This window comes from Ruegeria profundi, from assembly GCF_020171505.1.
Classification (GTDB): domain Bacteria; phylum Pseudomonadota; class Alphaproteobacteria; order Rhodobacterales; family Rhodobacteraceae; genus Ruegeria; species Ruegeria profundi.
The window spans coordinates 83,595-103,035 of the sequence record NZ_JAIUZS010000006.1 but is presented as its reverse complement, the minus strand read 5'-3'; the positions used below and the strand labels follow the sequence as shown (position 1 = coordinate 103,035).

General features: G+C 54.2%; 22 protein-coding genes. 9 read left to right on the top strand and 13 right to left on the bottom strand.

Annotated elements, in window-relative coordinates; genetic code table 11:
- Nucleotides 1-12 precede the first annotated feature (12 nt).
- The 6 genes from LCM21_RS14845 to LCM21_RS14820 form a co-directional block, all read right to left on the bottom strand.
- Nucleotides 13-816, bottom strand: coding sequence for a ParA family protein (locus tag LCM21_RS14845; protein WP_068339855.1), 804 nt, complete (start codon nt 814-816; stop codon nt 13-15).
- Complete coding sequence (gene rsmG, locus LCM21_RS14840; protein ID WP_224891301.1) at nt 809-1,423, bottom strand: 16S rRNA (guanine(527)-N(7))-methyltransferase RsmG; 615 nt, start codon at nt 1,421-1,423, stop codon at nt 809-811. Before rsmG ends, LCM21_RS14845 begins: the two co-directional genes overlap by 8 nt.
- Complete coding sequence (mnmG, locus tag LCM21_RS14835; protein ID WP_224891300.1) at nt 1,420-3,288, bottom strand: tRNA uridine-5-carboxymethylaminomethyl(34) synthesis enzyme MnmG; 1,869 nt, start codon at nt 3,286-3,288, stop codon at nt 1,420-1,422. The genes rsmG and mnmG overlap by 4 nt, the downstream gene beginning before the upstream one ends.
- Nucleotides 3,289-3,300: 12 nt before the next feature.
- Entirely contained in the window at nt 3,301-4,587 is a 1,287-nt protein-coding gene (gene mnmE / locus LCM21_RS14830; protein WP_224891299.1) for a tRNA uridine-5-carboxymethylaminomethyl(34) synthesis GTPase MnmE, read from the bottom strand.
- Between the two features lie 30 nt (nt 4,588-4,617).
- Nucleotides 4,618-5,889, bottom strand: a complete 1,272-nt coding sequence (rho, locus tag LCM21_RS14825; protein ID WP_068339864.1) for a transcription termination factor Rho — start codon at nt 5,887-5,889, stop codon at nt 4,618-4,620.
- 222 nt (nt 5,890-6,111) lie between these two features.
- A complete protein-coding gene (locus LCM21_RS14820; RefSeq protein ID WP_224891298.1) occupies nt 6,112-6,561 on the bottom strand; it encodes a CopD family protein in 450 nt (149 codons plus the stop codon).
- Nucleotides 6,562-6,965: 404 nt separating this feature from the next.
- On the opposite strand from LCM21_RS14820, the gene LCM21_RS14815 reads away from it, so the two are divergent.
- Genes LCM21_RS14815 through dnaQ form a run of 4 tightly spaced genes read left to right on the top strand, consistent with a single transcriptional unit; the run spans nt 6,966 to nt 9,700 of the window.
- Nucleotides 6,966-7,565 carry a Maf family protein gene (locus tag LCM21_RS14815; protein WP_224891297.1) on the top strand — a complete coding sequence of 200 codons (600 nt, stop codon included), beginning with the start codon at nt 6,966-6,968 and terminating at the stop codon, nt 7,563-7,565.
- On the top strand, nt 7,562-8,395 hold the full coding sequence (locus LCM21_RS14810; protein ID WP_224891296.1) for a shikimate dehydrogenase: 834 nt from the start codon (nt 7,562-7,564) through the stop codon (nt 8,393-8,395). Before LCM21_RS14815 ends, LCM21_RS14810 begins: the two co-directional genes overlap by 4 nt.
- The gene (gene coaE / locus LCM21_RS14805) at nt 8,392-8,985 is read left to right on the top strand and encodes a dephospho-CoA kinase (RefSeq protein WP_224891295.1); all 594 of its coding nucleotides are present in this window, start codon (nt 8,392-8,394) and stop codon (nt 8,983-8,985) included. Before LCM21_RS14810 ends, coaE begins: the two co-directional genes overlap by 4 nt.
- On the top strand, nt 8,978-9,700 hold the full coding sequence (dnaQ, locus tag LCM21_RS14800; RefSeq protein ID WP_224891294.1) for a DNA polymerase III subunit epsilon: 723 nt from the start codon (nt 8,978-8,980) through the stop codon (nt 9,698-9,700). The genes coaE and dnaQ overlap by 8 nt, the downstream gene beginning before the upstream one ends.
- 27 nt (nt 9,701-9,727) lie before the next feature.
- Here the strand turns inward: dnaQ and secB are convergent, their stop codons facing one another.
- Together secB and LCM21_RS14790 are read right to left on the bottom strand one after the other, a co-directional pair.
- The gene (secB, locus tag LCM21_RS14795; RefSeq protein WP_068339883.1) at nt 9,728-10,225 is read right to left on the bottom strand and encodes a protein-export chaperone SecB; all 498 of its coding nucleotides are present in this window, start codon (nt 10,223-10,225) and stop codon (nt 9,728-9,730) included.
- 54 nt (nt 10,226-10,279) lie between these two features.
- Nucleotides 10,280-10,780 carry an FxsA family protein gene (locus LCM21_RS14790; protein ID WP_224891293.1) on the bottom strand — a complete coding sequence of 167 codons (501 nt, stop codon included), beginning with the start codon at nt 10,778-10,780 and terminating at the stop codon, nt 10,280-10,282.
- A 107-nt stretch (nt 10,781-10,887) separates the two neighbouring features.
- Between LCM21_RS14790 and LCM21_RS14785 the strand changes: the two genes are divergently transcribed.
- The 3 genes from LCM21_RS14785 to LCM21_RS14775 are packed head-to-tail and all read left to right on the top strand — an operon-like array spanning nt 10,888 to nt 13,171.
- Entirely contained in the window at nt 10,888-11,547 is a 660-nt protein-coding gene (locus tag LCM21_RS14785; protein ID WP_224891292.1) for a Tim44/TimA family putative adaptor protein, read from the top strand.
- A complete protein-coding gene (mltA, locus tag LCM21_RS14780; RefSeq protein ID WP_224891291.1) occupies nt 11,544-12,584 on the top strand; it encodes a murein transglycosylase A in 1,041 nt (346 codons plus the stop codon). The genes LCM21_RS14785 and mltA overlap by 4 nt, the downstream gene beginning before the upstream one ends.
- Nucleotides 12,584-13,171: a Smr/MutS family protein gene (locus tag LCM21_RS14775; protein ID WP_224891290.1), complete on the top strand. Its 588-nt coding sequence runs from the start codon at nt 12,584-12,586 to the stop codon at nt 13,169-13,171. Before mltA ends, LCM21_RS14775 begins: the two co-directional genes overlap by 1 nt.
- Here the strand turns inward: LCM21_RS14775 and LCM21_RS14770 are convergent.
- The 4 genes from LCM21_RS14770 to hslV all read right to left on the bottom strand — a co-directional run bounded on the left by LCM21_RS14770 (nt 13,168) and on the right by hslV (nt 17,716).
- The gene (locus tag LCM21_RS14770) at nt 13,168-14,388 is read right to left on the bottom strand and encodes an MFS transporter (protein ID WP_224891289.1); all 1,221 of its coding nucleotides are present in this window, start codon (nt 14,386-14,388) and stop codon (nt 13,168-13,170) included. The two genes, LCM21_RS14775 and LCM21_RS14770, sit on opposite strands and share 4 nt — an antisense overlap.
- The gene (locus LCM21_RS14765; protein ID WP_224891288.1) at nt 14,385-15,188 is read right to left on the bottom strand and encodes an alpha/beta hydrolase; all 804 of its coding nucleotides are present in this window, start codon (nt 15,186-15,188) and stop codon (nt 14,385-14,387) included. Before LCM21_RS14765 ends, LCM21_RS14770 begins: the two co-directional genes overlap by 4 nt.
- A 378-nt stretch (nt 15,189-15,566) precedes the next feature.
- Nucleotides 15,567-16,874, bottom strand: coding sequence for an ATP-dependent protease ATPase subunit HslU (gene hslU / locus LCM21_RS14760; RefSeq protein WP_224891287.1), 1,308 nt, complete (start codon nt 16,872-16,874; stop codon nt 15,567-15,569).
- A 284-nt stretch (nt 16,875-17,158) separates the two neighbouring features.
- Complete coding sequence (hslV, locus tag LCM21_RS14755) at nt 17,159-17,716, bottom strand: ATP-dependent protease subunit HslV (protein ID WP_224891286.1); 558 nt, start codon at nt 17,714-17,716, stop codon at nt 17,159-17,161.
- Nucleotides 17,717-17,913: 197 nt separating this feature from the next.
- Here hslV and LCM21_RS14750 point away from each other — a divergent pair, with 197 nt between their 5' ends.
- Both LCM21_RS14750 and LCM21_RS14745 read left to right on the top strand, forming a co-directional pair.
- On the top strand, nt 17,914-18,108 hold the full coding sequence (locus tag LCM21_RS14750; RefSeq protein ID WP_224891285.1) for a DUF1127 domain-containing protein: 195 nt from the start codon (nt 17,914-17,916) through the stop codon (nt 18,106-18,108).
- A gap of 106 nt (nt 18,109-18,214) precedes the next feature.
- A complete protein-coding gene (locus LCM21_RS14745; RefSeq protein WP_224891284.1) occupies nt 18,215-19,033 on the top strand; it encodes a class I SAM-dependent methyltransferase in 819 nt (272 codons plus the stop codon).
- 54 nt (nt 19,034-19,087) lie between these two features.
- On the opposite strand, the gene trxA is transcribed toward LCM21_RS14745, so the two are convergent.
- Nucleotides 19,088-19,408: a thioredoxin gene (gene trxA / locus LCM21_RS14740; protein ID WP_068339912.1), complete on the bottom strand. Its 321-nt coding sequence runs from the start codon at nt 19,406-19,408 to the stop codon at nt 19,088-19,090.
- Nucleotides 19,409-19,441 lie beyond the last annotated feature (33 nt).

Below are 19,441 nucleotides of genomic sequence, written 5' to 3'. Positions count from 1 at the left end.
CCTCACTGCCGCTTAGGCGGCGACATTCTTGTTCTTTTGAATAATTTCGCGCGCCAGATGCCTGTACGCCATAGCACCCAACGATCCCGAATCATATTGAAGTACCGGCAAAGCGAAAGATGGAGCCTCGCTGACTCTGACATTCCTGGGTATCTTGGTTTTAAACACCATCTCGCCCAAATTGTCACGCGCATCCTTTTCGACCTGACGAGACAAGTTGTTGCGGTTGTCATACATCGTCAACACAATACCTTCGATTCTAAGCTCTGGGTTTGCAGTTTGACGGACCTCTCGGATCGTCAACATGAGTTGAGACAGACCCTCCAATGCAAAGAACTCACTTTGCAGTGGTACCAACACGGAATGCGCCGCAACCATTGCGTTCACAGTCAACAGATTGAGTGACGGCGGACAGTCGATTAGAACAAAATCCAGGTTGAACTTGTCAATTGGTGTTTGCCGCAAGGCATCATGGAGCAAATAGCTGCGCTTTTCATTCGAAATCAGTTCGATATCGGCTGAACTCAGGTCAACTGTGGCCGGTATAACTAGCAGGCCATCTATTTCCGTCTCCTGAATCACCGCCTCAAGCGGTGCGTCATCCAGCAAAAGATCGTATGTTGTCCAATCTCGGTCCTCAACCCCCAGTCCAGTAGACGCATTGCCCTGCGGATCCAGATCAACCACCAGAACGCGACACCCAGCTTCGGCCAATCCTGCGGCAAGGTTGATCGCTGTCGTTGTTTTTCCCACCCCGCCCTTTTGATTGGCAACCGCGATAATCCTAGGCCCTGAGGGACGAGACAGATCAACCACGCGATACTCCTTTGATCCTTAGGATAACTGCTTGGGGCTCTGTTAAACTTGTAATTGGCTCATAAGTGAAATTCCATTCTTTGCGCGCGTCTTCTACCTCTTTTTTCCAGCTTGCGCCTTTCGGCAACAGCGCGGTTCCACTTTTTCCTAAATGTCTGTCGCAAAAGGACAATAACCTGCCAAGATCAGACAAAGCCCGAGCTGATAGGATATCAGCACTCATTGGGTCAACCATTTCAATTCTTTTCGAAAGCACGGCACATTTTACCCCGCATTCCCTTGCGACACTTCGCAGAAACGCAGCTTTGCGCTGATCACTTTCAATAAGTGTGAATTGAGCCCCTGGTGCGTCTTCGATGGCCATAATTGCGCAAACCATTCCGGGGAACCCACCTCCGCTGCCAATATCCACCCAGGTGTCGAACTGAGCCGCCAATCGGTAAACTTGCGCAGAATCAAGGATATGACGCTCCCAAATGTTTGATAAACTATTTCGAGAGACCAAGTTAATCTTAGGATTCCAGTTCTGCACCGATCGTACATAGGTTTCGAGGCGTTCAAATGTTTCACGTGAAACATCCAAACCGTCGAAAATCTTATCGCTCATGCCTTTCGAACCCTTTGCGCACGTCGAAGTTTCGCCAACAACAAAGTCAAAGCGGCGGGTGTCACGCCCTCAACCCGGCCCGCCTGCGCGATGTTCAAGGGTTTCGCCTCCGTCAGCTTTTGCTTGATCTCAGATGAAAGACCGTCAAGAGCAGAATAATCAAAATCTCTTGGTATCTCGTAAGACTCATCTCGTTTCATAGCCTCAACATCTTTGTTCTGTCGTGCAATGTAGTTTGCGTACAGGGCATCTCTCTCAACCTGATGTCGGATATCTTCTTCAGTATTTTCTAGATCAGGTACAAGGGGGAGTATGTCCCCGAAATGAACATCGGGAAATGCCAGCAGGGCCATTGCGTCACGACGGTTTCCATCTTGATTGATGTCAATTCCAACCGCGCGTATGTCTTTCGGGGTGAACGTTCGGTCAGTCAGTTTTGATTTAACTGCCGTCAGCCTATCCATTTTTTTACTGAAACTCTTCAAACGCGCCTGTCCGACACATCCTAGATCCACACCTATTGGAGTTAGCCGTTGATCCGCGTTGTCTGCGCGTAGTGACAACCGGAACTCCGCGCGTGACGTGAACATTCGGTAAGGTTCTGCTACACCACGTGTTGTCAAATCGTCAATCATCACGCCAATGTAGCTATCCGCGCGGGTGAAATGGATGGGGTCTCGCTCCATGACGTATTGTGCAGCATTCAGGCCTGCGACCAAACCTTGCGCTGCTGCTTCTTCATATCCTGTTGTTCCGTTGATTTGGCCAGCCAGATACAGTCCCGGCACCTCGGGCAAAGACAACGAGGATGAGAGAACCCTTGGATCGACATAGTCATATTCTATCGCATAACCGGGTTGCAGTATTTCCGCTTTCTCAAGTCCTTTTATTGAATGGACATATTCAACCTGTACGTCCTGAGGTAACGACGTCGAAATACCGTTGGGATAAATAGTGTGATCATTGACTCCCTCCGGCTCCAGAAAGATCTGGTGGGAATCCTTTTCTGCGAAACGGACAATTTTATCTTCGATCGATGGGCAATATCTGGGTCCAACCCCATCAATATGTCCTCCATACATGGCCGATCGCGATAGGTTATTCTCGATTATTTCATGCGTGTGAGAGTTCGTATGTGTGATTCCACATGATATCTGCGGCGCCACAACCGACGTTGACAAGAACGAGAACAACGTTGGGACTTCATCGCCATCCTGTCGTTCAAGATCTGACCAATCAATCGTACGTCCGTCCAGCCTCGGTGGTGTGCCTGTTTTTAATCGCCCGAGTGGAAGCGCAAAGCTGTCCAGCCTTTCAGCAAGTTTTACTGACGGTCGATCACCCATTCGCCCCCCCGGGCGCGAGACATCCCCGATATGAATTACCCCGCGCAGGAATGTACCAGACGTCAGAATAACGGCTTTGGCGTGAACTTCTGACTCATCTGCCAATCTGATGCCAGTCACCCTAGGGCCGTCCAGCAGGAAATCTACGACCTCGCCAACAATAATTGATAAATGCGCTTGCGCTTTCGTTTCCTTTTGCATCGCGGCGCGGTACAAAGCCCGATCCGCCTGCGTTCTTGGCCCTTGTACCGCAGGTCCTTTGCGTCTGTTTAATAGACGAAATTGAATGCCTGCCTGATCGGCAACACGACCCATGACACCGTCCAAAGCATCAATCTCGCGCACCAAGTGTCCCTTGCCAAGCCCTCCGATAGCGGGGTTGCAGGACATGACACCGATATCTTGAGCAGATAGCGTTACCAAGGCTGTTTCGACACCCATTCGCGCAGCGGCATGTGCCGCTTCGGTGCCAGCATGGCCGGCGCCAATAACTACAACATCGAACTTCGAATGTTTCACGTGAAACACTCCCTATTTTCCAAGGCAAAAACTGGCGAATATCTCATCCAACAGGTCTTCAACGCCAATCCTTCCAACCAGTGCTTCCAGCGCGCGAATTGCCGTTCGCAATTCCTCCGCTGCGATATCATACAAATCCGGTCCTGATTCCAGAACAGTCATAGCATCAGCCAATGCTGAATTGGCATCATTCAGCGCTGCCCTATGACGCTCTCGAGTGGCTATACCATAGCTAGTAGATTTAGCAGACAAAATACGCGATATGTGGGAGATAAGCTGATCGATCCCTTGACCCGTTTTCCCGGATATTCCCCCTTCGTCATCTTCTCGAAGATCAGATTTCGGTAAAACTTGGATATCACCTTCTATCATCGCGACACCAAGTTCGGCCGGGTTTTCGGTTAGAAACACCCTCAAGTCTGCAGCCTCCGCTCTTTTCCGAGCAAGCTTGATCCCAAGGTTTTCGACATGATCTTCGGTTTCGCGCAGTCCGGCCGTATCCAAAAGCGTAACAGGTAACCCACCCAGATCCATACGCACTTCGATGACGTCGCGCGTCGTGCCCGCATACTCTGACGTAATCGCTGCCTCTCGCCCGGCCAGGGCGTTCAGCAAGGTCGACTTGCCCGCATTTGGAAGCCCTACAATAGCAACTTCAAAACCGGTCCGGATGCGCTCGGCAATCTTTACACCTTCTGCCTCACGTTGAAGGTCGTGCATTACACCCGACACCAGCGTGCGGACCTCCGGGGACACATCCGTCGGCACCTCTTCGTCGGCAAAATCAATCACCGCCTCCAGTAACGATGCGGCGCGAATCAGATCACGGCGCCAGCGTTCTGCCAAACTGCCCAGTTCGCCGGCCAGTATGGTCTGCGCTTGCTTTCGCTGCGCCTCGGTTTCAGCGTCGATGAGGTCAGCCAAACCCTCGACCTGCGTCAAGTCCATCTTGCCGTTCTCAAGCGCGCGGCGGGTAAACTCACCCGGTTCAGCCAAACGCAATCCGTTTGTATCCGATAGGCAGAGCATCACCGCATGGACCGTAGCCGTGCTGCCATGGATTTGAAGCTCGGCCACGTCCTCACCTGTAAAACTCGCCGGACCTTGGAAGGTTAAAACCAACCCGTCATCCAGGCGTGACCCGTCACTTGCATGCAAAGACCTAACCCGCATACCGCGGGGCGGAAGCGGGCCTCCCGTCAGATCAGCCGCAGCAGAATGCGCCAAAGGGCCAGAGAGGCGGATCACCGCCACCCCTGCTTTGCCTTGCGCGCTGGCCAAGGCGAATATCGTATCCATTCGAAGGCCTCGCGTCAGTTAAGACCTGTGTCAGGTGTTCATCGAATCGAAGAACTCTCCGTTTGTCTTCGTCTGTTTCAACTTGGACAACAGGAACTCGATTGCGTCGGTCGTCCCCATCGGATTGAGGATACGGCGCAGAACGAAGGTCTTGGCCAGATCGCCCTTGTCGACCAGCAGATCCTCTTTCCGGGTGCCGGATTTGAGGATGTCGATCGCCGGGAACACGCGCTTGTCCGCGATCTTGCGGTCCAGAACGATTTCCGAGTTACCGGTTCCTTTGAATTCTTCGAAGATCACTTCGTCCATCCGGCTGCCGGTATCGATCAGCGCGGTGGCGATGATGGTCAGCGAACCACCCTCTTCTATGTTCCGCGCGGCACCAAAGAACCGTTTGGGCCGTTGCAGTGCGTTTGCATCCACACCACCGGTCAGAACTTTACCCGAGGATGGCACCACGGTGTTGAAGGCCCTACCAAGTCTTGTGATTGAATCGAGAAGAATAACAACATCTCGTTTATGTTCGACCAAACGCTTGGCTTTTTCGATCACCATTTCAGATACTGCAACGTGGCGCGTTGCCGGTTCGTCGAAAGTCGAGGAGACAACTTCACCCTTCACCGAACGCTGCATGTCCGTCACCTCTTCCGGGCGTTCGTCGATCAGCAGGACGATCAAATAGCACTCGGGGTGGTTCTGTTCGATGGAATGCGCGATATTTTGCAGGATCACGGTCTTACCGGTCCGCGGCGGCGCCACGATCAAAGACCGCTGGCCTTTACCAATCGGTGAGACCAGATCGATCACACGGGCCGATTTGTCTTTGATGGTGGGATCCTCGATCTCCATCTTCAGACGCTGATCCGGGTACAGAGGCGTCAGGTTGTCGAACAGGATTTTGTGCTTGGCTTTTTCAGGCTCTTCAAAGTTGATCTTGGTGACTTTGGTCAGTGCGAAATAGCGTTCGTTCTCATCCGGGGCTTTGATGTCCCCTTCTACCGTGTCGCCGGTACGCAGCGAATGCTGACGAATCATATCTGGCGAAACATAAATGTCGTCGGGTCCCGGCAGATAGTTCGCCTCGGGCGAGCGCAGAAAGCCGAAGCCATCCTGCAGCACTTCCAAAACGCCATCGCCGCCAACGGTCCATCCATCATCCGCGCGTTCACGCAGGATCTGGAACATCATCTCGCCTTTACGCATGGTCGAGGCGTTTTCGATCTCCAGCTCTTCGGCCATTGCCAAAAGGTCTTTGGGGCTTTTGGCCTTCAGATCGGCCAGATTCAGGGCTTCAGTTGTCATGATACATACCTTCACCGCAGACAGCGCGGCACGAAGTGGAATTTTAGAACGGAAAATACGCCGCCCGGACGGGCGTGTTGATCCCTACATATGCGCGACAGGCATCGGAGTCAAACACGCTGTCAGAGCACTTTTACGTTTGCCTTGAATCGAAACGCGCTGCCTCTTCCTTCGGTCGAACGCGCGTTTTGATCCTTTTCTCTTGCTTAGAACGAAAAGTGCTTAGAACTTCAGAATGACCGCCAGAACGATGAAAACCATCAAAACGGTCGGGACCTCGTTCATCATGCGAAACTGCCGCCCAGTGAGCTTGTTTCGCCCCTCTAAAAAGTCCTTGCGCCGCGCGATCAGCCAGTGATGAAACCATGTCATCGCAATTACGGCTGCGCCTTTGACCCAGGGCCATGCAAAATCCCATCCCACGATTCCCGGTGTCACCACCATGATCAGCCCGCAAGCCCAGGCAACAATCATCGCAGGGCCCATGATCACCCGCAGCAGTTTTTCTTCCATTTCAAAGAAAATGGTTTCTGCGCCGTCAACGGCCTGTGCTTTTTCGACGTGATAAACAAACAGCCGGGGTAAGTAGAACAAGCCAGCCATCCAGGCGATGACAGCCATGATGTGTAATGCCTTCACCCACGGGTAAATTGTGAAAAGCAGATCAGTCATTCCGGCTCCGGCCGTTGTTGGAAACTTTCCCTAATCAAAAAATAAGAAAAGAAAAAGGAAGATGGTTTTGTAGGCTGAACAAAATCCGTGGATTATTTTTTTACACATATGTTTTCCACACGTGGACAGATTTCAGTTTTCCCTGGCTGATTCTGTGGGTTTAAAAAAATAGCCATATAAAACAATTGGTTAAAATCACTCTATGAGGATTGATTTGAGGATAACTCTTTGGGTAAGTCGGGACTACACGATAATCCAAGCCTTGAAACTTATCCTTGTCCCAGATGGACAGCGTTCGGGCGACTCAGGGAAGTTTTGCGCGAAATTCCCGGGGTTGCGTGTCAATCTGAAAACCATACAAACCGTTCAAGAAGCTTCAACGACTTGCACACGGGGTTTTCCACATGTCTGTCCCCTTCATTCTGGCCTCGGGCTCATCTATTCGCGCAAAGCTGCTGGAGAATGCAGGCGTGCCGTTCTCTGTTCAGGTTGCACGCGTGGACGAAGAGACTGTGAGACGAGCGCTATTGGCCGAAAAGGCACCGCCCCGCGATATCGCCGATGCATTGGCCGAAATGAAAGCGCGTAAAATAAGTGACAAGACCCCCGGGGCAATGGTTCTGGGCTGTGATCAAGTCCTTGATTTCGAAGGACAGTTATTGTCGAAACCGGCAACGCCCGAGAACGCGTTGGCCCAGCTTAAGGCGATGCGCGGCAAACGGCATATGCTGTTGTCGGCCGCAGTTATATATCAGGATGGTCAGCCGCTTTGGCGTCATGTGGGGCAGGTACGTTTGCGCATGCGGATGAGTTCAGATGCATATCTGCGCGGCTATATCGATCGCAACTGGGACAGTATCCAGGATGCCGTTGGGGGGTACAAACTGGAGGAGGAAGGCGTCCGGTTGTTCGCAACCATTGACGGCGACTATTTTAATGTCTTGGGTATGCCCCTATTGGAACTGCTAAATTATTTGAGTGTTAAAGGGGTGATTGATCAATGACGCAGCACAGAATTCCGTTGGCCGGGGTGATTGGGCACCCGATTGCGCATTCGAAATCGCCGCAGCTCCATGGGTACTGGCTTAAGAAATATGGGCTGGCCGGGCACTATGTCCCCATGGATGTCGCACCTGATGACTTGGGTGTGGTGCTTCGGTCCCTGCCAAAAGCTGGGTTTGTCGGGGCGAATGTCACCGTCCCTCATAAAGAGACGGCTTTGCGCCTGGCGGATTTCGTCTCCAAGCGCGCCAAGCTGATCGGTGCTGCAAATACCTTGTTTTTTGGGGAAGACGGCAAGATCTATGCCGACAATACCGACGGCTTTGGTTTTATGCAGAATCTTCGCGATGGCGCACCGGATTGGTCACCCTCAGATGGCCCTGCGGTGGTGTTTGGGGCTGGTGGTGCATCGCGCGCGGTATTGCAGGGCTTGCTTGAAGCTGGCGTGCCTAAAATCATGTTGACCAACCGTACCCAGGCCAGAGCTGATCAGCTGAAAGAAGAATTTGGCGACCGCATAACTGTTGTTGACTGGATTCAAGCCGGCAATGTTATTGAAGAGGCCGAGCTGGTGGTGAACACGACCTCTTTGGGGATGCAAGGGCAGCCGGAACTTCGGGTGCCTTTGGACGGGCTGCAACCGGGTGCCGTTGTGACAGACTTGGTTTACGCTCCTTTGAAAACAAAACTGCTCCAAACAGCAGAAGACGCTGGCTGCACCACCGTCGATGGGTTGGGTATGCTACTGTATCAAGCCGTACCCGGTTTCGAACGCTGGTTCGGCACCCGACCTGAGGTAACAGATGACCTGCGCGCGGCGGTTCTGGGATGAGTTTTGCGCTTGGCCTAACTGGTTCGATCGGTATGGGCAAAAGCACAACAGCCCAGATGTTCGTTGATGAAGGCTGCGCGTTGTGGGATGCGGATGCGGCTGTACACAGGCTCTATTCAGTAGGAGGGACGGCTGTTGAGCCCATGAGGGTCGCGTTTCCAGAGGCCATTATCGATGACGCTGTAAACCGTGACGCCCTGAAAGAAATCATCGCGCGAAACCCCGACGCGTTGAAAAGGATCGAGGCCATCGTTCACCCGCTTGTGGCCATGGATCGGGCCGCTTTCCGCAGCCAAGCAACCACAGATATTTTAGTGTTCGACATTCCACTTCTCTTTGAAACGGGCGGAGACGCGGCGATGGACGCGGTGGCCTGTGTCTCAATTCCCGCCGACGAACAAAAACGCCGCGTCATAGCGCGCGGAACGATGACCGAGGCGCAGTTCGAACAGATTCGCGCCAAGCAAATGCCGAACGATGAAAAATGCGCGCGGGCGGACTATGTGATTGTGACCGATACACTGGACCATGCTCGCGCACAGGTGCAGGATATCGTCAGGCAGATACGGGCGGAAATTGTAGATGCGTGAGATCGTACTTGATACCGAAACAACAGGGTTCGATCCCGAAAGTGGTGACCGGATTGTCGAAATCGGCGCGGTTGAGCTTTGGAATCATGTGGCGACGGGTGAAACATACCATGTCTATATAAATCCCGAACGCTCAATGCCCGAAGAGGCGTTTGGTGTGCACGGCATTGGACCTGACCTGTTGGAAAACCCGCGCCCGCCGGAAAAAGGTGAGGTCACGCTGAAGGATAAGCCAGTTTTTGCGAAAGTTGGGCAGGGATTCCGTGACTTCGTTGGTGATGCCAAGCTGGTGATCCATAACGCGTCCTTCGACATGAAGTTCCTGAACGCCGAGCTTAAATGGATGGGTCTACCGCCAATCCCGATGGATCAGGCGCTGGACACATTGGCGATTGCTCGAAAACGATTCCCAGGGTCGCCAGCTTCACTTGATGCGTTGTGTCGGCGGTTCAGTATCGACAATTCGAACCGGGTTTTACACGGGGCGCTGCTTGACTCGGAAATTCTGGCCGAGGTTTATCTGGAACTGATTGGTGGACGACAACCGGATTTTGGGCTGTCCACCACCGTTTCGTCCATTTCGGGCAGTCAAGAGGAATGGCGCCCGACACCTCGCCCGACCCCTTTGACGTCAAAAATCACCGAAGAAGAACGTGCCGCGCACGACGCTTTTGTTCAGAAACTGGGCGAAAACGCCTTATGGACCCGCGCCTGAGGCTTTCCGCGACGCGGGTCAAACCATTCAGGCTTCGGTTTTTTGTGCTTCGGCCTGACGGCGCATCAGTTCGTTGCGGTACAACGCAACAAAATCGATATTGTCCAGGTTCACTGGCGGGTAACCACCGTCACGAGTGATGTCGCTGACGATGCGGCGCAGGAACGGGAACAACATGCGGGGGCATTCGATCAGAAGGAACGGGTGCAGTTGGTCTTCAGCAACACCTTCTACATGGAACAAACCGCAATAGTCGATTTCGCAAAGAAAGAGGATATCCTCCAATCCCTTGGCTTTCGACTTGAGGTTCAGCTTGATCGCGACTTCGTATTGATGTTCAGCCGAGCGTTTTTTTGCGTCGAGGTTGACCTGAACCGCAATCTCGGGCTGTACGTCACCGGACACGCCCTTTTGTGCCATGACGTTTTCAAAGGACATATCGCGGATGAATTGTCCCAGAACGCGCATCTGAACCTGGGGGGCAGCTTGGGCTGCAGTGTTTTCTGCAGCTTTTTCTTCGGCCATGGATCTACTCCAAAAATGTAATTTGCCACTGCTTAGCAAGTTGGGCGCGGCACCTCAATGCCGGTGCGGGCCCTCTACCCATTTCGACGGCTTCAAAGATTCCTGGCGTGGCCTTACCTCCGTAAACTCACCATCTATCACATCGCCCTGATCGGACCCCGAAGATCCGGGTCGCGATTGTGGACCGGGACCCATCTGAAACTGCGTGATAGTCACTTTGGACCGCAAGTAACGGAAAACAGACAATCGAACCGTGGGAACAAGCAGTGCAAATCCAACCGCATCCGTGAAAAACCCAGGCGTCAGCAGCAGAACACCTGATAGCAGGATCATCGCCCCATGGGCCAACGGTTCCGTCGGATCGTCCAGTTCAGCAAAGGAACGCTGTAGATTGGCCAATGCCATGCGACCTTGTGTCCTGACCAAAATGGTGCCCATCACCGCTGTAAGAACTACAATCGCCAAGGTTGGCCACAGGCCGATCAGACCACCAACCTGGATGAACAGGGCGATTTCGATAATCGGAACCAATAAAAATGCCAAGAACAGGTACATCTGCGCTATCCTATACTAGAGGTCGGGCGGTGGACTTGCCACGAACTGTCACCTACATAATGGCAAGAGGCTGCGCATACAAAGCCGCGGCCTGAAAAGAGGATGAAATGAACGAACCGATGATCCAGTTGCTGGTCCTTGCCGGAATTGCCGTTTTCCTGATCCTACGTCTGAGAAGTGTGCTGGGCACGCGTGAGGGTTTTGAAAAGCCCCCTGTGCAACAACAACCAGAAACACACAAGGCCCGTAGCGGGTTCGAGGTGATCGAAGGCGGCCCGGATCACGACATTACCGACCATGTCGCCGAGGACAGTGAACAGGCACAAACCCTTGCCGCGATGAAGCGGATTGAGCCGAGTTTTTCGGTAAGCGAATTTGTGCAGGGCGCGCGCGGCGCGTATGAAATGATCGTCATGGGGTTTGAAAAAGGAAACCTGGACGAAATACAGCCTTTCCTTTCCGAAGAGGTTTTCGAAACATTTGTATCCGTCGTCGCCGCCCGCGAAGATAAGGGTCTGACGATCGAGGCTGAGTTCATCGGTGTCCGTGAAACCACGCTGGCTGATGTGTCTTTTGACAAGGATACCAACCAGGCCGAAATAACGATGAAATTCGTGGCTGAGCTGACCTCGGTCGTACGGGATCGCGGCGGTGATATCATCGAAGGCAGTCCAAACACGGTCAAACGCCAGAAAGACAGCTGGACCTTTGCGCGCGTGATGGGCTCGGACGATCCGAACTGGCTGCTTGTTGCAACGGACGCATGATTGTCAAACTCCGGTCGCTCCTTCTTGTGGGCGCGATGACCACCGCAAGCGCCGCCGGGGGCGAGACGACACGATCCATACTGTCGTTTAATGAGCTTGAAGGCTGGGCCGCCGACGATCATGGGGCGGCACTTTCGGTTTTTCTGAATACCTGTAGTGATTTGAATGATCCGGACTGGCGCGCCCTGTGTGGCGTTGCCCGGACTTATGAGGCTGACGCCGCGCGATCGTTCTTTGAGTTGTTTTTTCGTCCCGTTCTGGTCGAAGATGATCAGGATGCCTTGTTCACGGGGTATTTCGAACCCGAATTGCAGGGGTCGCGGACCCGAACGGATCGCTTCAAATACCCACTCTACAAGATGCCCCCCGAAGCGCGAGTAGACGGACCTTGGCTGAGCCGCCGGGAAATCCTGAGTGGTGATGCAATGGCAGGTCGGGGTTTGGAAATCGCCTGGGTTGACGACCCGGTGGAATTATTTTTTTTACAGATCCAAGGTTCGGGGCGAATCCGTTTACCAGATGGAAGCACCTTGCGCGTGGGCTATGGCGGGGCAAATGGGCATCCCTATCGCTCAATCGGTGCAGAGTTGATACGGCAGGGTCTACTGGGCGCGCATGAGGTCAGCGCCCAGATGATCCGTGCCTGGGTGCGCAAGAACCCCGAAGCAGGGGCAGAATTGCTTTTTCACAACCCCTCCTATGTGTTTTTTCGCGAAGTGACTCGGGTCGCCCCGGAACTTGGGCCTTTGGGGGCGATGAATCGGTCCGTTACGAAAATGCGCAGCGTTGCCGCCGATCCGACTTACACGCCGCTTGGTGCTCCGGTCTGGATCGAAAAGGACGGTAAAACGCCGATGCGTCGACTGATGATAGCACAGGACACTGGCGCAGCGATCAAAGGAGCGCAGCGGGCGGATATCTTCTTTGGTACTGGCGACGCTGCCGGGCAGGCGGCCGGGCACTTAAAAGACCCGGGCCGGATGGTCCTGTTGTTGCCGATCCAGCGGGCCTATGCCCTAATCCCGGATGAATACTGATGACCCGGCGCAAACTGACCGAAGAAGAGATCGAGCTGTGGCGCAAGGTCACCAAACAGGCTGAACGTCTACACCCCGAGCTACCGCAATCTGTGCATCCCACCACGTTACCCAAACCAAAACCAACTAAAACACCACGGATGCGATTAGAGGGTTTTGAGGTAGGGCAGAATGTTCCAGTCAAACCACAGCACCACAGGTTGAAACCTTCGGTCGCGGACAGCTTGTGGGCCAGCCCGGTAAAGATGGACACCAAGGCGTTTGGCCGGATGAAACGCGGCAAGCTGAAGCCGGAAGGCAAACTGGACCTGCATGGTATGCGCGTAGACACTGCGCACCCTGCCCTGATCCGGTTCATTCTGACAGCGCAAGCGCAGGGCAAGCGTCTGGTTCTGGTGGTGACAGGCAAAGGCAAAGACCGCGACGAACCCGGCCCGATTCCAACGCCGCGGGGCGTGCTACGCAATCAGGTTCCGCACTGGCTTTCTATTCCACCGCTGGCGCAGGCCGTATTGCAAGTTGCACCCGCCCATATCAGCCATGGTGGCGACGGCGCCTATTATGTCTATCTGCGCCGCAACCGCTAGACCTCGGCCCGGGCGCGGCGGATACCTATCCAGACCAGACCACAGACAAGAACAAAAAACCCCGAAATCCACAGAAACTGCGTGCCAAGCGAAACATGATAGTCGATCAGGATACCGGTCAGCGCCGGGCCTATGGCTGACCCCAGCACCATGACTGCCGTTGCAAGGGCTTTGATCGCGCCGATATGGCGGGTACCGTAAAACTCGGCCCAAAAGGCGCTGGGCAATGTGCTATGCGCACCGACGGTAAGCGCCAGAAAGATCAGACCGATCAACGCGCCGCTAATGGAATCGGCAACCGAAAGACAAGCGAAACCCACGGCCATCGGCAATTGATAGAAGGGCATCATCCGCGCAGTCCCCCATTTGTCCAGCGCCCAGCCAGCGATAAACATCGATAGGATTGCCACTCCGGTAAACACCGGAAACAGGGCGACCAATTGGATATGCGGCCAATCCTTGACCTCGGCCAAATGTACCTGTTGAAAGAAAAACGCGGTGATGAAAGCTGATGGCGCAAGGATTGACGGCGCCATGAACCAGAACAAGGGATTGAACAGCGCTTCGCGCCGGGTCCAATGACGATCGCGCATACCGGTTGCAGTGTGTTCAGCCGAAAGACTTTGGGGGGTGCGTTCCTGACGCAGCAGCCTTATCAAAAGCGGTATGCCGAGAAGCGTCATACCTGCGGCCATCACCCACAACAGACGCCAATCAACCAACGCCATAGCGGCGACAAAAACCACCGGCAGCAGCGATTCCCCAATCGCATACCCCAGTGACGCGATTGACAAAGCCTTACCGCGCGTCGTGGTAAACCAGCGCGCCATGGCGACCTGCGCCAGATGAATGCTCATCCCCTGCCCGAATAGGCGCAGCAGAAAGATCACAACCGGCAACAGGAAAAGCGCGGTGTTCATCGCCATCGCCAAAGTTGCAAATGCCAGACCGGTCAGCACGACCGGCCCAAGGTTGCGAACGCGAAATATGTCCGTCAGACTTCCGGCCCAGATCATCACAATGGCAGATACGGTCGTGCCCAATGAATAAAGCCCGCCCCAAGCCCCGTGGCTTAACCCATAGGCCTCGCGTATCTCACCGGCAAAGATCGAGATGAAAAAGGTCTGCCCAAAGCTGGACAGAAACGTCAAAAGCACACCGGCGCCTAGCCAGGTTGCGTTCTGGATCAGAAAGCCGCGCAGTCTTGACGAATTCACGGATTAGACACCTGGGCCTGTCCCGTCTCTGTCAGGATGATTTCGGTCGCACCGTCAGGATTACGTTCATTGGGCGGAACCAGAATGTCGATGGGCCGTTCATCCGGCCCGAACGTATTACTGACACGGCGGAGTGAGCTGAGAATAGCCAGCAAAGCAGGTGACGTTGCCGCAACGAAATGCGAAGATTCAGCATCCCTGTTGAATGCGGTTGTGTCGATCACGTTGATCGGGAATTCCTCTAACATGCTGATTGAACTGATATTACCCAGCCTCTCACCCTCATCCGTACCCCGGAGGCGGGCGGAAACATTCAGAATCTTGTCCTTCTTGGAAACCATGACAATGAAAGGATCAGGCGGAGTATTTATCCGTTCCATCTGCGACCGGAACAAACCCACATCCAGGTCCGGGGAAATCAGGATCACGCCTTCGATGTTTTTGTTGGCCCATCCTGGTTCCCGTAACTCGGCCTGGCGCATCATCTCCATCGTAAGGGCGCTGCCCATGGAATGTGCTACGACGATAACGCGCTTGACGCGAATGGATTTCAATTCTCGAATGGTTTGTTCCAAGCCATCGCGGGCGAACAGCATGCTATCCAGATCGTAGGCATATCCAAAACCGGTCGCGCGACTGGGCCAGGAATAGACCAGTGTCGCGCCCGGAATACCGACATCATGAGTCAGTTGAGCGGCGCGGAAAATGGTTTCAGTCTGGGTGGAATTGTAGCCGTGAACAAAGATCGTAACGTCGTCTTGCCCGCGCAAACGCTGCCGCAAACCCTGCGGCCCGCTCAAGTCAGTTTCGTTTGCAAGAACAAACTCCTTTTGCGGGTTCGGGTTCGCGTACGAAAACTTCAGGGTTCCCGGTGTATGCGTCGGTGGAATGGAAACCGTAGTTTCTAAAAAACGCAGTTTTTCAGCGCGTCTGAAACCGTAAGACCCATCAAGTTCACGGGCCCGCGTTGTGCTAGCAAACACTGTTTTTGGCGTTCCAACAGACGCGGCCGCAGGCACGATTTCAGTTACCGTCCTGTCAGCGCAGGCACCGAGGGAAAGCGAAAAAAATAAAATGATCAGATAGCGCATCAAACAGGGTCCTTGCGACCTTTTGCGACAGGCTATCGTATTCTTGGCTCACGTCTAGCGACATGAGCAGAAAACCGTTCAGGGGCGTTACAAAACGTACCGGCTCAGATCCGCCGAGCGTGTCAGCTCGCCCAGATTATCCTCAACAAATTGGGCATTCACCGTGATTTCTGCCCCGGCCTGATCGGGCGCGGTAAAAGATAATTCCTCGAACACCCGTTCCATCACGGTGTAAAGTCGCCGTGCACCGATATTCTCAACGCTTTGATTTACATCTGCAGCAATGCGAGCCAGCGCGGCGATGCCGTCTTCGGTGAAACTGACGGTGACGTTTTCTGTTCCCATCAGCGCGGTGTATTGCAGCGTCAGCGCGTTGTCGGTTTCGGTCAGGATGCGAACGAAGTCTTGCTCGGTTAGGGCGCGTAATTCCACGCGGATCGGCAGGCGGCCCTGAAGTTCGGGCAACAAATCCGAGGGCTTGGCGATATGGAACGCACCTGATGCAATAAACAGGATGTGGTCGGTTTTTACCGGGCCGTGTTTGGTGGACACTGTGGTGCCCTCGATCAAAGGCAGTAAGTCTCGCTGTACGCCTTCGCGGCTAACATCACCGCCACGCGCGTCTGAGCGGGCACAGACCTTGTCGATCTCGTCCAAGAACACGATGCCGTTCTGTTCCACCGACTCCAACGCCACGCGGTTGACGGTTTCATCGTCCAACAGCTTGTCAGCCTCTTCCCCGATCAGCGCGTCATAGCTTTCTGCTACAGTCATGCGCTTCTTGACGGTCCGCCCGCCGAAGGCTTTGCCAAAGATATCGCCAAGATTCATCATGCCCATCTGGCTACCGGGTTGGCCGGGAATGTCGAACATCGGCATGGGGTTTGACGTATCCGACAGCTCAAGCTCGATCACCGTATCGTCCAGCTCACCGGCTTTCAGCTTTTTGCGGAACATCTCACGCGTGCCTTCGCGTGCGTCGGTGCCTGCGATGGCTTCGATAACGCGGTCTTCGGCGGCTTGATACGCTTTGGCCTTGACGTCCTCGCGCATGTATTCGCGGGTCTGGATAATGGCGGCATCGGCCAGATCGCGGACGATCTGTTCGACATCGCGGCCGACATACCCGACCTCGGTGAATTTGGTGGCCTCGACCTTAATGAAGGGCGCGCGGGCCAGTTTCGCCAGACGGCGACTGATCTCAGTCTTGCCGACACCGGTGGGGCCGATCATCAGGATATTTTTGGGATAGACCTCGTCCCGGATATCGTCGGCCAGTTGCTTTCGCCGCCAGCGGTTGCGCAGCGCCACGGCCACGGCGCGTTTTGCGTCTTTCTGACCAATAATGAAACGGTCCAGTTCCGAGACAATCTCGCGCGGGGTCAGGTCGGTCAAAACGCAGTCCTTTCGGTCGGCATGGCAAAACTTGGGTTTAGGTAGGTACCGTATTTGCGAAAACAACCAAGTCTTTTTCCTTGGCAGCGTTGGTTAGCAATGCCCCACCCCGTTTGCAAATGCTTTCATAAGTAAAACACCCGCACCCTATTACTGATATCAATACGTTAAAGGTCAGGAGCACAGAGATGTCGAGACCTGCCAAGATCACCCGCCAATTCTGAGTGTTCCTTGACCTGATCGACATGCACCTGCGCTGGTAGGGAAAAGAGATCAAGGCGTTGTTAGCCTGAGATCGTTTCAACCGTCAGTTTGCCATTGGTATAGACGCAAATATCGGCAGCAATCACCATCGCCTCACGCGCGACGTCTTCGGCCGATTTGTCGCTGTCCATCATCGCGCGGGCTGCGGCAAGGGCAAAGTTGCCGCCTGACCCAATGGCCGCCACGTTGTGTTCCGGTTCCAGCACGTCCCCTGCACCGGTGATCACCAACAGATCCGTACCATCGGTAACGATCAGCATCGCCTCAAGTTTTTGCAGATACTTGTCGGTGCGCCAGTCCTTGGCCAATTCGACCGAGGCGCGGGCCAGTTGGCCGGGCGTCGCCTCAAGCTTGGCTTCCAACCGCTCAAGCAGGGTAAAGGCGTCAGCAGTCGACCCGGCGAAACCGGCAACGACTTCGAAACCGCCTGGCGACAGGCGACGGACCTTGCGGGCGGTGCCCTTGATCACGGTCTGGCCAAGGCTGACCTGTCCGTCACCGGCAATGACCACGTGACCACCCTTTTTTACGCCAATGATGGTCGTGCCGTGCCAACCGGGAAAATCGCTGTCCGCCATGAAAATCTCCGTTTTCGTCTGCCGTTCTATATGGGCCGGACTCGCCCGCAGCGCAACAGTTCACAAACCGCACAAAAGATATGCAAAAATCGCAATTCGGGGTTACCGCACGAGCAATTGTGAGTCTTGCGCCAAGATCCTAAATGAGACCTGCAACCGACGACGGGTCGGCTGTTTCAGTTAGAAGGAATGCGCAAATGGCAACTACCGCAAATATCCATGCGCCGCTCGGAGCAGCTACCATCCTGCACGTAGTGGACGCGTTCACCGCAACGTTTGAAAAAGCAGTCGCGTGGAATGAAACTCGTAAAACACGTGCAGCCCTGTCACGGCTCAGTGATGCACAGCTTGACGACATTGGACTGACTCGCGAAGAAATCGACAAAATCTGACCTGCGATTAACTTTTGCAAAGTAAAATGCCGCCCATCCTTGGGGCGGCTTTTCTTTTTCAGGCAATGACATCGTTGTGGCACCGGCTTGAAACCGGCGTCTTTAAATGACACGGTTTTGGGAACCAGCAAAATTCAGCCTCAGCGGAGCGGCCATGCCGTCGATGCCCAAGCCCGACATGACGACAGCCGAACGACGGGCATTCTTTGCCGAGGTGATCAGGCCGTTTGAGCTTGGCCACAAACTGATCCGTGTCGGTGATTTTGGCGATGGCGGCTATTTACTGCCCAATGATCTTGACGGCATCGTGGCTTGTTTTTCTCCGGGTGTGTCCCAGCAATCCAGTTTTGAGCTTGATCTGGCAAAACACGGTATTCCGTCTTTCATGGCAGACGGATCGGTTGATGAACCGTTGCTGGATATACCCAATTCGGTTTTCGTCAAAAAACACTTGGCAGCAGAGACTGGCGAAAATGTCATATCATTGCGGGACTGGATGGATCAGTTCGCTCTGGATGAAGGTGACATGATCCTGCAAATGGATATCGAAGGGGCCGAATATAACGTCCTGTCGACCCTGCCGCCGGTCTATCTGCACCGGTTTCGCATTGTCGTGCTGGAACTACACCGCATCCCGTCAATCCTGACCAAACCGGCATCTTTCAAACGGGCCTTCCCGGCGCTGTCGGCGTTGAAAGACGGGTTTCTCTGTTCTCATATCCATCCAAACAATGCGTCTGGCACGGTGGATATCGAGGGTGAAACCTTCCCCCGCGTGATTGAGGCAACCTTTGTCCGGCGCGATCGCGTCAAACAGATGAGACCAGCAACGCAGTTCCCACACCCGCTGGACCGACGGCACAGGCCCAATGGTCCGTCACTTGATTTGCCTCCGGAGTGGATCAACGCGGCAAGGTCTGGCTAGCCAAAGAAAAACGGACGCCGCAAAGCGACGCCCGTTCGCCGAAATACGCTCAGCTTAGATGGATTCGTCGATCCAGCTTTGCAGCGCTGCTTTCGGTGCCGCGCCCGCACGGTTCGAGACTACCTGACCATCCTTGAAAATGAACAGTGCCGGGATGCCACGAACGCCCATTGCAGCCGCAGAGTTCGGGTTGCTGTCGACGTCTACCTTGGCGATTTTAATCTTGTCGCCATATTCAGCTGCCAGCTCTTCCAGTGCGGGGCCGATCTGCTTACAGGGGCCACACCACTCAGCCCAGAAATCGACAACAACGGGGATGTCGGAATTCTTGACTTCGGCGTCAAAGGTATCGTCGGTTACGGCTACGGTCGACATTTTCTGTCTCCTGAATGGGGTAAACTTGGGAAA